This window comes from Streptomyces sp. NPDC048481 (assembly GCF_043200075.1).
Classification (GTDB): Bacteria; Actinomycetota; Actinomycetes; order Streptomycetales; family Streptomycetaceae; genus Streptomyces.
In genome coordinates this window covers 1268492-1282327 of the sequence record NZ_JBICXC010000001.1, presented here as the reverse complement: position 1 = coordinate 1282327, position 13836 = coordinate 1268492, and the positions used below count along the sequence as shown (strand labels likewise).

General features: G+C 73.3%; 10 protein-coding genes and 1 pseudogene. 3 read left to right on the top strand and 8 right to left on the bottom strand.

Annotation, left to right across the window (positions count from 1 at the left end):
• Positions 1–71: 71 nt before the first annotated feature.
• The 5 genes from ACGFSH_RS05455 to ACGFSH_RS05435 form a co-directional block, all read right to left on the bottom strand.
• Complete coding sequence (locus ACGFSH_RS05455) at positions 72–911, bottom strand: carbohydrate ABC transporter permease (protein WP_393345173.1); 840 nt, start codon at positions 909–911, stop codon at positions 72–74.
• Positions 908–2266, bottom strand: coding sequence for an ABC transporter permease subunit (locus ACGFSH_RS05450; RefSeq protein ID WP_393345171.1), 1359 nt, complete (start codon positions 2264–2266; stop codon positions 908–910). The genes ACGFSH_RS05455 and ACGFSH_RS05450 overlap by 4 nt, the downstream gene beginning before the upstream one ends.
• A 5-nt stretch (positions 2267–2271) precedes the next feature.
• Positions 2272–3600: an ABC transporter substrate-binding protein gene (locus tag ACGFSH_RS05445; RefSeq protein ID WP_393345169.1), complete on the bottom strand. Its 1329-nt coding sequence runs from the start codon at positions 3598–3600 to the stop codon at positions 2272–2274.
• Positions 3601–3677: 77 nt separating this feature from the next.
• Positions 3678–5300, bottom strand: coding sequence for an alpha-amylase family glycosyl hydrolase (locus ACGFSH_RS05440; RefSeq protein WP_393345167.1), 1623 nt, complete (start codon positions 5298–5300; stop codon positions 3678–3680).
• A gap of 263 nt (positions 5301–5563) precedes the next feature.
• Entirely contained in the window at positions 5564–6835 is a 1272-nt protein-coding gene (locus tag ACGFSH_RS05435; RefSeq protein WP_393345165.1) for an ABC transporter substrate-binding protein, read from the bottom strand.
• A gap of 122 nt (positions 6836–6957) precedes the next feature.
• Here ACGFSH_RS05435 and ACGFSH_RS05430 point away from each other — a divergent pair, with 122 nt between their 5' ends.
• From ACGFSH_RS05430 to ACGFSH_RS05420, 3 genes are read left to right on the top strand one after another with little or no spacing between them, the layout of a single operon-like run.
• Positions 6958–7473, top strand: a complete 516-nt coding sequence (locus ACGFSH_RS05430) for a PadR family transcriptional regulator (protein WP_329408688.1) — start codon at positions 6958–6960, stop codon at positions 7471–7473.
• Positions 7470–8219 carry an ABC transporter ATP-binding protein gene (locus ACGFSH_RS05425; protein WP_329408690.1) on the top strand — a complete coding sequence of 250 codons (750 nt, stop codon included), beginning with the start codon at positions 7470–7472 and terminating at the stop codon, positions 8217–8219. Before ACGFSH_RS05430 ends, ACGFSH_RS05425 begins: the two co-directional genes overlap by 4 nt.
• Before the next feature lie 59 nt (positions 8220–8278).
• On the top strand, positions 8279–10561 hold the full coding sequence (locus ACGFSH_RS05420) for an ABC transporter permease (protein WP_393345163.1): 2283 nt from the start codon (positions 8279–8281) through the stop codon (positions 10559–10561).
• A gap of 72 nt (positions 10562–10633) precedes the next feature.
• Here the strand turns inward: ACGFSH_RS05420 and ACGFSH_RS05415 are convergent, their stop codons facing one another.
• The 3 genes and pseudogenes from ACGFSH_RS05415 to ACGFSH_RS05405 all read right to left on the bottom strand — a co-directional run bounded on the left by ACGFSH_RS05415 (position 10634) and on the right by ACGFSH_RS05405 (position 13655).
• Positions 10634–11587 carry a hypothetical protein gene (locus ACGFSH_RS05415; protein ID WP_393345161.1) on the bottom strand — a complete coding sequence of 318 codons (954 nt, stop codon included), beginning with the start codon at positions 11585–11587 and terminating at the stop codon, positions 10634–10636.
• A 107-nt stretch (positions 11588–11694) separates the two neighbouring features.
• Positions 11695–12423 (bottom strand): annotated as a pseudogene (locus tag ACGFSH_RS05410) (glucose-6-phosphate isomerase); the annotation flags it as partial.
• Between the two features lie 38 nt (positions 12424–12461).
• Positions 12462–13655 carry an MFS transporter gene (locus ACGFSH_RS05405; protein WP_393345160.1) on the bottom strand — a complete coding sequence of 398 codons (1194 nt, stop codon included), beginning with the start codon at positions 13653–13655 and terminating at the stop codon, positions 12462–12464.
• Positions 13656–13836 lie beyond the last annotated feature (181 nt).

Here is a 13836-nt window from a genome sequence, read left to right as displayed (position 1 = left end):
GGGGTGTCCCACCCCCGCCGCCCGCGTCGGCGTGCGCGCCCCGTCCGAGCCCGGTGCCCGGCGGGGCGGTTCTATTTGACGGACCCTGCCATCACGCCCTGCACGAAGTGCCGCTGGAAGGCGAAGAACACGGCCACGGGGACGATCAGGGACAGGAACGCGCCCGGGGCGAGGACGTCGATGTTGCTGCCGAACTGCCGTACCTGGGACTGGAGGGCGACGGTCAGCGGCTGGGCGGAGCTGTCGGCGAAGAGCAGCGCCACGAGCATGTCGTTCCACACCCACAGGAACTGGAAGATGGCGAGGCTCGCGAGGGCGGGCCGGCCCACCGGCAGCACCAGCCGGGTGAAGATCCGCCATTCGCCGCCGCCGTCCATGCGCGCCGCCTCCAGCATCTCCTTCGGTATCTCGGCGAAGTAGTTGCGCAGCAGGAACACCGCGAACGGCAGCCCGTAGGCCACGTGGAACAGCACGACGCCGGGGATCGTCCCGAACAGGCCCAGCTGCCCGAAGAGTTTGGCCACCGGCAGCAGGCCGATCTGCACGGGCACCACCAGCAGGGCCACCACGCCGAGGAAGACGGCGTCCCGGCCCGGGAAGTCCAGCCAGGCGAACGCGTATCCGGCCAGTGCCGCGAGCACCACGACCAGGACGGTCGTCGGCACCGAGATCAGCACGGTGTTCCAGAAGGCGCGTGTCATGCCCGAATCGGCGAGCAGCGCCGAGTAGTTGTCGAAGGACAGCTGTCCGGGGGCGGCGAACACCGTCCACCAGCCGCCCTTGGCGGTGTCCTGGGCGGACCGGGCGGAGGACAGGAACAGTCCGGCCAGCGGTGTCACCCAGACCAGGCCGACCAGCACGAGGACGACCTGCACGACACCGTTGCCGAGGCCGCGCCGTACGGCGTTCATCGCTGACTCCTTCGGAACCGACGGACGTTGAAGACCATGGCGGGGACGACGAGGAGCAGCAGCAGGACGCCGAGGGCGCTGCCCAGGCCCTGGTTGTTGCCGCCGCCGAACGACACCAGCCACATCTGGGTCGCGAGGACGGTGGCGTCCTCCTGCACCGGGCCGGGGGCGATGATGTAGACGAGGTCGAACACCTTCAGCACGTTGATCACCAGCGTCACGAAGACCACGGTGAGGACGGGCGCCAGCAGGGGCACGGTGATCCGCCGGAAGATCTGCCACTCGTCGGCCCCGTCCATGCGCGCCGCCTCGAGCGCGTCGCGGGGCAGCGCGGCGAGTCCCGCGCCGATGAGCACCATGGCGAAGCCGGTCCAGATCCACAGGTACGCCCCGATGATCGCCGGTGTGACGAGCGCCGGACCGAGCCAGGAGACGCCGCCGTAGGGCTGGGCGAAGTTCGACGCGGGCAGTGTGAGCGTGTACGGGCCGGCGTCCAGGCCGGTGAAGGAGAAGGAGCCGTCCGCGGCGGTGGTGGTGCTCGCGACCGTCCGGCCGTCGCGCACCGCCTCGACCTCGGCCCCCGGCAGTCCGCTCTCGCGGGGGTCGACCCTGCCCTGCTCTCCTCCTCCGCCGGGGGTGAAGTCCAGGTAGACGACGCCGCGCAGCTCGTCCGGCGCGGCCTTGCGGGCGGCCGCCGGGGATGCCGGGCGGGCGTCCGCGGGGAGGTCCTTGGGCGGGACGCCGACCAGGGGGAGGGCGAGGGAGTCCCCGGGGGAGACGCTCGCGCCCGTCCGGTAGGCGCCGTCCGCGTCCCGGGTAAGCGTTCCGCCCTCGCGGGCCCGGCCCTCTGGATACGGCGAGGTGCCCCGGAAGGCGTCGTGGACGGAGACGACGGCGGCGTTCAGGACGCCCTTGTCCGGGTCCTCGTCGTAGGCGAGCCGGAAGATGATGCCCGCGGCGAGGAAGGACACCGCCATCGGCATGAAGAGCAGCAGCTTGAAGGCCGTCGCCCAGCGGACCTTCTCCACGAGGACGGCGAGGACCAGGCCGAGGCCGGTGAGCAGGGCCGGGGCGACCACGACCCAGATTGCCGTGTTGCGCACGGCGTTGAGGGTGGCCGGGTCGTGGAACATCTCGGTGTAGTTGTCGCCGCCCACGAAGCGGGTGCCGGAGGCGTCGAAGAAGCTGCGGCCGACGGAGAACAGCACGGGGTAGACGACGAGGGCGCCGAGCAGGAGCAGCGCCGGGAACGCGAAGACCAGGGCGATGATCCGGGCCCGCCGCCGGGGGCGCCGGCGGGGGGCGGCGGCGCCGACGGGGGGCGGGGTCGCCTCTTTCAGCAGGGTCGCGGTCACGGCCGTCAGCCCTTGTAGGCCTTGGCGGCCGCGGTCTCGAGCGCCGCCGCGGTCCCCTTGGGGTCGGACGGGTCGCGCAGGAAGTCCTGGAGCAGCTTCCACTCCCCCGCGCCCTTGGTGCCGCCGAAGGCCGCCGGCGCCTGGTCGGACATGTCGAAGCGGACCGAGTCCCCGGCGCCCACGAGGGACTTGGCGGTCGCGCGGGTGACGTCGTCGCCGTACGAGGCGAGGTCGAGCGACTTGTTCGGGGACAGGAAGCCGCCGGCCTTCGCCCACACGGCCGCGGCCTCGGGCGTCGCCAGGTACTCCACGAGCGCCATGCCGGCCTTGGTGTTCTTGCCGTCCTTGAGGACGACGGCCGCGTCGCCGCCGCTGACCACCGGGGCGTCGCCGCCGTCGACCGCGGGGAAGGGGAAGAAGTTCGCGTCCTTGCCGATGGTCCTGCCGAACTGGTCCTTGGCGACCCCGGCGACGAAGTCGCCCTCGTAGACCATGCCCGCCTCGGGCTTCGGCCCGAAGACCTTCTCCACGGAGCCCGGGAAGTCGGTGTTCAGGGCCCCCTTCTGTCCGCCCGCCATCAGCTGCCGGTCCTTGAACAGCTCGCCGAGCGTGGTGAGCGCCCGGACCACCGACGCGTCGGTCCACTTGAGCGTGTGGGCGGCGAGGGCGTCGTACTTGGCGGGTCCGGCCTGGGAGAGGTAGACGTTCTCGAACCAGTCGGTGAGCGTCCAGCCGTCCTGGCCGGCCACCGAGAAGGCGGCGAGGCCGGAGTCGGAGACGGTGTGTCCGGCCTTCAGCAGGGCGTCGTAGGTGGTGGGGGGCTGGACGCCGGCCTGGGTGAGGGCGTCCGGGCTGTACCAGACGGTCGACTTGTGGGCGGCCTTGAAGTAGAGGCCGTACAGGGAGCCGTCGACGCTGCCGTAGTCGTTCCAGACCTTCGCGTAGTTGCCCTTGACGGAGGTGCGCACGGTCGGGGACAGCGGCTTGAGCCAGCCGTTCTTCGCGAACTGCTGGAGCACGCCGACCTGGGGGACCATGACCACGTCGGGTGCGTTGCCGCCCTCGATCTTGCTGCCGACGACGGTGGAGACGTTGTCGCCGGTGGACACGAACCGCGTCTTGGCGCCGGTCTTCTCGCTGAACGCGTCCAGCACCTTCTGGAAGTTCTTCTGCTCGCTGCCGGACCAGACGCCGGCAACGGTGACGGTCTGGCCGCCCAGGGCCTGGTCGCCGCCGCCGGCCGCGACCGGTTCGCCGCCTCCGCAGGCGGTCGCGCCGAGCGCGAGGACGAGGGCGGTGCAGCCGGTGAGCAGGGTGGTACGTCGTCGCATCATCGTTGATGTCCCTTCGGGGAATGGGGGAATGACGGTCGTTCGGGCCGTGCGGTGGGGTTCGGAGGCGGGTGGTCCGGTCAGAGGTCGGTGAGCCACCAGGCCGCCGTCGAACCGGGGAGCACCCCGGCCGGGCAGGGGCCGCTGGACAGCAGCGGGGTGCCGGAGACCGGTGCGGGCGTGGGCGCGGTGCCGAAGTTGACGGCGCAGACGAGGCCGTCGCCGCGGGTGAAGCCGAGGACGTCCGGGGCGGTCTCCAGCCAGCGCAGCGAGCCCTCGCCCAACTGGTCGAGCGAGGAGCGCAGTTGGAGGCCCTCGCGGTACAGGTGCCAGAAGGAGCGGGTGTCGGCGAGGGCGCGGTCGGTGGCGTGCTCGGCGAAGTACTCGGGTTGCGGCAGCCAGGGCCTCGCGCCCTCGGCGCCGGAGGTGAAGCCGAACGGCGAGGCCTGTCCGGACCAGGGCAGCGGCACCCGGCAGCCGTCGCGGATGCGGGCCCGGCTGCCGGTGCGGCGGAAGATCGGGTCGGTGAGGACGTCGTCGGGCAGGTCGACGACCTCGGGCAGGCCCAGTTCCTCGCCCTGGTAGATGTACGCGGCTCCGGGCAGCGCCAGCATGAGCAGGGCGGCGGCCCGGGCGCGGGCGGGGCCGAGGCCGCTGCCCCCGGTGGCGGGTTCGCCGTAGCGGGTGACGGTGCGGACCTGGTCGTGGTTGTTGAGGACCCAGGTGACCGTGGAGCCGGTGCCGGCGATGTCCTGCATGGCCTCGGAGACGACCTTGCGGAAGGCGCCGGCGTCCCAGGGGGCGCTGAGCAGGTCGAAGAAGAACGCCTGGTGGAGTTCGTCGGGGCGGACGTAGCGGGCGTGTTCGCGGGCGGTGGGCACGGACACCTCGCCGACCAGCAGGCGTTCGCGTCCGTCCCGCGCGGCGTAGGCGTCGCAGACCGAGCGCCAGTGCCGCCACACGTCGTGCACCTCGGGCCGGTTCCAGGCGAGCGGGTTGACCGAGTCGCGGGTGCGGGCGTCGGCCTCCGGGTCCGGGGAGTCGGGCAGCTCCGGGTGCTTGAAGAGGCCGGCCGCCACGTCGATGCGGAAGCCGTCGACGCCGCGGTCGAGCCAGAAGCGCAGTGTCCGGTCGAACTCCGCGGCCACCTCGGGGTCGCGCCAGTTCCAGTCCGGCTGCTCCGGCGTGAACATGTGCAGGTACCACTGGCCGGGCCGGCCGTCGGCCTCGGTCACGCGGCTCCAGGCCGGGCCGCCGAACATGGCGTGCCAGTTGTTGGGGGGCTCGTCGCCGTGCGGGCCGCGGCCGTCGGCGAAGTGGAAGCGGGCGCGGGCCGCGCTGCCGGGGGCGGCGGCGAGGGCCTCGCGGAACCAGGGGTGCTCGCTGGAGCAGTGGTTGGGGACGATGTCCAGGAGCACCCGGACGCCGAGCCGGCGGGCAGCCGCCATCAGCAGGTCGAACTCGGCGAGGTCGCCGAAGACCGGGTCGACGTCGCGGTAGTCGGCCACGTCGTAGCCGTGGTCGGCCTGCGGCGAGGGGTAGATGGGGCTCAGCCAGATCCCGTCGACCCCGAGCTTCTTGAGGTACGGCAGTCCGGCCCTGACCCCGGCGAGATCGCCGATCCCGTCGCCCGTGCTGTCCAGGAAGCTGCGGACGTAGACCTGGTAGATCACGGCGTCGCGCCACCAAGGGAGCCTGTTCAACCCATTGACCCGTCTCTGTGAAAGCCCTGCGGTTATGCATGCATGTTAGGTAGACGGGTCGCGAGGGTGTCAATGATGAGGCGGAAGCTACCGAAGAGTTGGCGCTTTATAGAGGGATTTGTCCTGGTCCAGACAGACACGCAGACGCCTGCCCGTTACCTAACATGTAACTAGGGCGCGTGGGGATGCGAGGGAAAGGCCGGTGCGGAGCCGGCGGCTCACGTCGTGCGCCGGGGCCCGGACGGCGACCCCGTGGCGGGACCTCAGCGGTCGGAGACGGCCGCCAGTTCGCGGGCCAGCCGCCGCACCGCGTCCTCGGGCGTCTCGTGCCCGGTCATCGCGTCGCGCACGACCGCCTGCACGACCAGGCTCACCTGGTCGTAGTGCGGGCTCTTGGGGCGCGGCGCGGCCCGGACCACGCTCGCGCGCAGGGTCGGCAGATACGGGAACGCGCGTACCAGGGCGGGATCGTCGTACAGCGCGGCACGCACGGGCGGCAGCGCGCCGCGCACCAGGACCTGGCGCTGGACGGGCTCGCTGGTCAGATAGGCGATCAGCCGCGCGGCCGAGTCGGGGTGGCGGGCATGGGTGCCGACGGCCAGGTTGGAGCCCCCGAGGACGCTCCGCCCCGGCCCGGACGGCCCGGGCAGCGGCACGGCGCCGATCCGGCCGACGACCGGGGAGCCCGGGGCCGACGCGAGGGCGTAGGCGTAGGGCCAGTTGCGCAGGAAGAGCAGGCGTCCGTCGCGGAAGGCCTGCTTGGACTCCTCCTCCTTGTACGTCAGCGCCTGCCTCGGGATCCAGCCCTCGCGCACTCCGCGGGCGAGGAAGCCGATGCCCTCGCGGGCGGCCGCCGAGTTCACGGTGACCCGGGCGCCCTCGTCGCCGAGGATCGAGCCGCCCGCCGAGTACACCGCCTCCGCCGCGTTCACGGTGAGCCCCTCGTAGGGCAGGAACTGGCCCGCGTAACCGTCGAGTCCGTGCCGCGGGGCGATGGTCTTCGCGTCGTGCTCCAGCTCGGCCCAGGTGCGCGGCGGCGGGACGCCCTCCGCGGCGAGGACGTCCTTGCGGTAGAGCAGCAGGCCGGCGTTGGTCACGTACGGGACGGCGTACAGACGTCCGTCGTAGGTGGCGGTGTCGACGACCGGCCGCAAAAACGATGTCAGCGGAAAGCGGTCGCGCGGCAGCGGACGGATCCAGCCCGCCGCGGCGAACTCCGAGGTCCAGCTGACGTCGATGTTGAGGACGTCGAACCGGCCGCGGTCGCCGCCGCGCAGGTCCGTGGCCATCTGCGCGTGGGTCTCGTCCGCGGAGTCCGGCAGCTCCACCAGCGTCACCTTCTCGCCGGGATGGGTGCGGTTCCATCCCTGGAGGAGCGGGCCGAGATAGCCGGTGAGGTCCCCGGCGGTGGCCAGGGTGAGCGGGCCGCGGTCGCCCGACGTGCCGTCGTCGGCGTGCGCGCCGGAGGCGACGTAACCGGTCAGGACGACCACCAGGACGAGAAGGCCCCTACCGGCGGCGCGCATCCACCGCATAGGTTCCTCCCTGTACACCGGCGCCGGGCGCCCTCGCCCTCCGTCAGGGGCCATGTATACCTGTTAGGTATGGGCGATACTAGGGCCTGGAGCACATTACGCAGACTAGGAGGACAGCACGAGTGCGCCTGCCCCTCCTGGCTCTCCTCGCGCGCGGCCCGGCCCACGGTTACGAGCTCAAGCAGGACCTTGAGCAACTGCTGGGGTCCGCGTACCCTCAGCCGAACGTCGGCCAGATCTACGTGACCCTCGGCCGCCTCGAGAAGACGGGACTGATCGAGGGCGAAGAGGTCGAGCAGTCGAGCCGGCCCAACAAGAAGATCTACCACCTCACCGACGCCGGCCGCGACGAGCTGCGCGACTGGTACGAGGAGACGGCGGACGAACCGCGGGTGCGGGACGAGTTCTTCATGAAACTGGCCCTCGCCCCGCAGACCGGTCTCGCCGACCAGATCGCCCTCATCAACAGACAACGGCGCCAGTACCTCACGACCATGCGCAACCTGTCGAAGCTGGCCGCCGCCGAGAACCGCGACAACCGCGTCGCGCACCTCCTCATCGAGGGCGCGATGCTGCACCTCCAGGCCGACCTCGACTGGCTGGAACGGTGCCAGGAAGAGCTGGAGGAGCCGCAGTGAGCGACAGTCCCGCTCCCGTGCTGCGCGCCGAGCGACTGGTCAAGACCCACCACGGCGAAGGCGCCCCGGCGCACGCCGTGCGCGGCGTCGACCTGCGGGTGCGACGGGGCGAGTTCGTGGCGGTCACCGGTCCGTCCGGCGCCGGGAAGTCGACGCTGCTGCACCTGCTGGGCGGTCTCCAGCGGCCGGACAGCGGCAGCCTCTGGCTGGACGGCGAGTGCACCGACGGCTACAGCGAGGCCCGCTGGGCGGTGGAACGCCGCAAGCGCCTCGGGATCGTCTTCCAGTTCTTCAACCTGGTGTCCGGTCTGTCGGTCGCCGACAACGTGGAGCTGCCCGCGCTGCTCGCCGGAGTCTCCCCCCGGCGGGCCCGCGCCGAGCGGGAGGAGCTGCTGGCCGAGCTCGGGCTGACGGGCAAGGAGCGGAGCATGCCCGGCGAGCTGTCCGGCGGCGAGCAGCAGCGGGTCGCGCTGGCCCGCGCCCTGGTCAACCGTCCGCCGCTGCTGCTGGCGGACGAGCCCGCGGGCAGCCTGGACAGCAGGGGCACCCGCGAGGTCATGCGGCTGCTGACCCGCTTCCACGGGCGCGGCCAGACGATCGTCCTGGTCACCCATGACGCCCGGCTGGCCAGCGCCGCCGACCGGGTGATCAGCTTCTTCGACGGGCGGATCGCCGACGACGCGGAACTGGACGGCGTGCCCCCGCGCGCGGCGGGCACGTCCGGCGTGCTGGAGCTCAGGGACTGACATGCCCGTTCCCGTGGACGACCGCGCCACCGCACGGCGCGAGACAAGGGGCTGAGCCGGTGCGAGCCGTCCTGCGCTGGGCGCACTCCGATCTGCGCACCCACCGCGGCGAGGCGCTGTTCCTGGTCCTCGCCACCGCCGGCATCGTCGGCTCGCTGCTGCTGGCCATGGCGCTGTTCGGTTACGCCACCAACCCCTGGCAGCGGGTGTTCGCCCAGGCGAACGGCGCGCACGTGTATCTGCACACCGGCCCGTCCGCGCGGGTGGGAAAGCTGGCCGGGCTGGACGGCGTCGAGTCGGTGGCCGGCCCCTACCCCACCGAGTCCGCCACCGTCGTCTCACGCGGCGCGCGCGCCTCCGTCGAACTGCGCGGCACGCCCGCGCGGCCCGCCGTGGGCCGGCCGCTGCTGACGTCCGGCTCCTGGCTGGACCCCGACGACGCCGACGGCGTGGTCCTGGAGAGCCGGCTGGCCCGCGCGCTGCTCGCCGAACCGGGCGACACCCTCACCCTGCCCGGCACCGCGCGCAGACTGACCGTCCTCGGCGTCGCCGACAGCGCCGAGCCCCGCTACCGGCCGGGCGAGCGGCCCGGGCTGGTGTGGGCGCTGCCGTCCGCCCTGCCCGACCCGCGGGGCGACGTGATCGGGCTGCGGCTGTCGGATCCCGGCGACACCGACTACATCGTGCAGCGCGCGGTCACCGTGCTCGGCTCGGGCGCCGTCGGCGAGGTCTCTACCTGGAGGCAGGCGCGGGCCGAGGCGCAGGGCGACAACCGCCTCCTCGGGCAGGTGCTGGCCCTGTTCGGGCTCGGCGCGCTGGTCGCCGCCGGGCTCGCCGTGCACGGGGCGATCGCCACCCGCATCCGCGGCCACCTGCGGGACATCTCCGTCCTCAAGGCGATCGGGTTCACACCGGGCCAGGTGGTCCGCGTCTTCCTGTTCCAGCACCTGACGTACGCGCTGCTGGGGGCCGTCGCCGCGGCGGCGCTCATCCGGGCGCTGGGCAGCCGGATCCCGGGCCGCTTCGGTGACGCCGTCGGCGTGTGGCAGGGACTGCCCGCCACCGCGGCGGCGCTGGTCGCGGTGCCCGCGGGGGCGGTCCTGTTCATCGGCGCGACGACCGGTCTCGCCGCGTGGCGGGCCGGACGGGTGCCGCCGGTGCCGGTGCCGCGGCCGGCCGGCGCGACGGGCGGGGCCCTCTCGGGCCTGGCACGCCGGGCGCTCGGGCTGCGGCTGCCGCCCGCGCTGGTGCTCGGCTGGCACACGGCGTTCGCCAAGCGCCCGCGCTCGCCGGCGGCGGTGGCCCGGCTGGCGCTTCCGCTGCTGCTGATCGTCGTCGCGATGAGCGCCTGGACCACCATCGACCGCTTCCGCAGCAGTCCCGAACAGGTCGGGCTGCCGGCCGCGCTCAGCGTCCGCGTCGACTCCGGCGCGAACGGCCCGGACACCCTCGCCCTGCTGGAGCGCGATCCGCAGGTGGCCGCCGCCTACCCCGGCGCCCAGGTGGCGGCACTGGTACCGGGCCAGACGGCCACCATCGCCCTGCGCGGCCTCGGCACCGGCCGCGAACCGTACCCGTACGCCCTGGCGGAGGGCGACCGGCCGCACGGCCGCGACGAGGCGGTGGCCGGACAGGGCCTGCTCGACCTGCTCGACGCGCGGGTGGGCGACTGGGTGCGGGTGACCGTCGGGGAGCAGCCGCAGATCCTGCACATCGTCGGCCGCAGCATCGAGCCCGAGAACGCCGGACGGGTCATCTCCACCTCGCTGGACACCCTGCGCGAGAACGACCCGGGCCTGGGCCCCACGCTCTACCAGCTCCGGCTGCGTCCCGGCGCGGACGCGCGGGAGGTCGCCGCCCGGCTGACCGCAGCCGGGCAGGGCCGCCTGGACGTGCACACGGTGACCAACCCGGCCGACGGGCTGTCCTCGCTGCGGGCGGTGGTCGCGGGCCTGATCGCCGTCCTCGCCCTGATCGGGCTCATCGAACTGCTCACCGTGATCGGCGGCACGGTGCGCGAGGGCGAGCGGGACCTGCTCGCCCTCAAGGCCGTGGGGCTGTCCCCCCGGCAGATCACCGCGGTCACGGTCACGGCCACCGGCTGCACCGTCCTGGCCGCGGTCCTCGCCGCCACCGCCGTGGGCACGCCCTTCGCCCGGTGGCTGATCGACGCCCAGGGCCGGTCGAGCGGCATCGGCGCCGGGATCGCGCGGGGGCCGTCGCCGGTCCTGCTGGCGCTGTTCGCCGCGGCGGCGGTGCTGGGCGCGTGCGCCCTCGCCGCGCTCCCGGCGTCCCGTGCGGCCCGGCGCAGACTCGCGGACACCCTGAGCGCGGTGGCCTGAGCACCAGGGCCTGTCGTTTGGATCACCGCCGCAGACGCGGTCGCGGCGGCCCGGCCACGCGGTTGCGGCCGGTCAGCCGCCGAGCGGGCGCCCGCCCGGATGGGGCGGCCACGGCGCGTACGGGTTCCCGCCGCCGTGCCCGTACGGGTTTCCGCCCTGGGTGTACGGAGCACCCTGCGGATACGGCCCGCGCGCGCCCGGCGCGTACGGCGCCCCGTAGGGGTGGGTCCCGGACGGCGTGGGCAACCGGGCCGGCGGCCCGGTCGGCGGCGGTGCGGGCGTCGGGGGCAGGGTCGCCGGATGGGCCGCGAGACGGATGCCGTAGCGCCGCCTGAGCCGGCGGGTCTCCACCAGGGCGATGCCGGTGACGGTCAGCGGCGCGCCCAGGATGAAGACGACGCCCATGGTGAGGCTCAGACCGTGCAGGTCGCCCGTGACCAGGTCGGGGACGGCCATCAGCCAGGTCGTCACCGTCGCCAGCAGGGGCGGCAGACAGCGGTGCACGGCGGCGGTGCCGAAGAAGTTGCCGGACAGCCGCACGGCGCCCGCCGCCACGAACACGGCCATCCACAGGCCGGCGAGGGACAGCAGGAGCCTGGGGACGAATCCCACCGCCTCGCTCGCCTGGAAGATCCCCACGGTCGCGAAGACGCAGCCGACGAAGAGCAGCAGCAGCTTCAGCGCGTCGACGAGCGGCACCTTCAGCTGCCGCACGGTGCCGGTGCGCCGCCACACGAAGAGCATCGCCCCGACCGTCGTCGGCGTGAGGAAGAACAGCACGGCGGAGGCGATCGCGGTGTTCTCCAGCATCTCGTCGAAGGCGAACCCGCCCTCCACGAAGGTGTAGACGCCGAACGCCGCCACCGCCCCGGCGACGACCCGGATCCGCTTGAGCTTCTCCACCGTCGGGTCGAGCGACGGCGGTATCCACGCCGGGTGGAACACCGCGCGCGCCACACGATGAGGCCGGAGGAGGGATCCGGCGGTCAGCGATCCGTCGGTCCATCTCCTGCGTGCACCGGTCATGTAGCGGCTCCCCCGAGTCGTCGTGCTGATGATCGCCGGGGATTCTACGGGAGGCGGACGCGCGCACACCGTCCGCCTCCCGTGCCGGGCGTTCCCGCCCGGTGCCGTCAACGGCCGCGCATCTCACGGTACTTGGCGACCAGAGCCCGGGTGGAGTCGTCCAGTCCCGGCACCTGGACCCCTTCGGTGAGCGCGGGCTCGACCCTCTTGGCGAGGACCTTGCCCAGCTCCACGCCCCACTGGTCGAAGGAGTCGATGTTCCACACCGCGCCCTGCACGAACACCTTGTGCTCGTAGAGGGCGACGAGCTGACCGAGGACCGAGGGCGTCAGCTCAGGGGCGAGGACGGTGGTCGTCGGGTGGTCGCCCTTGAACGTCCTGTGGGGCACCAGTTCCTCCGGGACGCCTTCCGCGCGCACCTCGTCGGCGGTCTTGCCGAAGGCGAGCGCCTGCGTCTGGGCGAAGAAGTTGGCCATCAGCAGGTCGTGCTGGGCGCGCAGTTCGCCGCCGAGACCGGCCAGCGGCTCGGCGAAGCCGATGAAGTCGGCCGGGATCAGCTGGGTGCCCTGGTGGATCAACTGGTAGTAGGCGTGCTGCCCGTTGGTGCCCGGCGTGCCCCAGACGACTGGTCCGGTCTGCCAGCCCACCTCCTCGCCGTCCCGGCCGACGGACTTGCCGTTGGACTCCATGTCGAGCTGCTGGAGGTAGGCGGCGAACCTGGACAGGTAGTGGCTGTAGGGCAGCACGGCGTGCGACCGGGCGTCGTGGAAGTTGCCGTACCAGATGCCGAGCATGCCCAGCAGCAGGGGGACGTTGGACTCGGCGGGCGCTGCCCGCTCGCACGGCATTGCCGCGCCGGCGCCGACCTGGTCGGTCAAGGGGCGACGCGAGTCGTCGCGGCGCCGTCGTGCGGTGCACCGACAGATACGTCCGCCCGGCCCGCGGGTATCAACGCGGCGGCCGCCAGTGCGAAGAGCAGGGCCGCGAGGAGCGCGGGCGCGTTGAGGCCGAAGTGCCGGGCCGCCGCTCCGCCGAGGAGGGCGCCCGCCGGGGCGCCGGCGGTGGACGCCGTACGGAACGCGGCGGAGACGCGGCCCACCATGGACGCCGGGCTGCGCTGCTGCATCAGCGTCGTCTGGTTGACGTTCCAGACCATGCCCATGGAGCCGAGCAGCAGCACGCCCACGAGCAGGGCGGCCAGGTGCTGGACCGCGCCCATGAGCAGCAGCGACGCCGTCTGGACCGTCCCGGCGAGCAACAGGGCCCGGGCCCTGCCGACGCGGCGGGCTGTCCGCTGGGCGAGCAGGCCGCCGGCGAGACTGCCGAGCGCGTACACCGTCATCGCGGCGGCGAATCCGGTGTCGCCCACGCGCAGCCAGCGCGTCACGTGCAGCACCAGGGTGGCGATCAGCGCGCCCATGCCGATGTTGCACAGGAGGGTGGCCAGACAGACCGGCCGCAGGACGCGGTCGCGCCGCAGATGCCGCAGGCCCTCGGCGATCTCGGCGCGCAGTGTGCTGCCCGCCGGGCGCGGCTCACGCGCGGGCGGCCGCACCCGCAGGGACGCCACCAGCCCCGCGGCCAGCAGATAGGTGCCCGCGTCGGCCGCGAACGGCGCCCACGCGCCGAGGCCGATCAGCAACGGGACGACGGGCCCGGCCGGCAGGCCGCCCGCGAGCTGCTGACCGGTCATCAGACGGGCGTTGGCCCCGCCGAGGGCCCGCGCGTCCACCAGGGAGGGAAGCAGTGCCGTGGACGCGTTGTCGAAGAGTGTCTGCAACGCCGTCAGCAGGAAGGCCAGGGACAGCAGCAGGGGGACGGAGGCGTGGCCCAGGCCCACCACGAGCGCGAAGGCGGCGACCAGCACACCGCGCGCAGTGTCCACGGCCCACATGGCGCGCCGTTGGTCGACCCGGTCGGCGACGGCTCCGCCGAGCAGCCCGAACAGCAGCCAGGGAAGATAGCCGCAGGCGGTGACGGAGGCGATGACCACGGGGTCGTCCGTGAGCCGCACGGCGAGCAGGGGCAGCGCGGTGGTGCGCAGCGCGTCCCCGAAGCGGGAGATCACCGCGGCACTCCACAGCCGTCCGAACCCCCCGCGCCACGCGGGCGCGCGGCTTTCCGCAGTGCCGACCGTCGCCACGACTCCCCCTCACGGCTGACCGGTTCACCGCGAGGGCGGGAACCGTGGGAAAACCGTAGAGGGTGCCACTGACAATCGGTCCGCGGACGGGCGGCGGCCCGCCCCG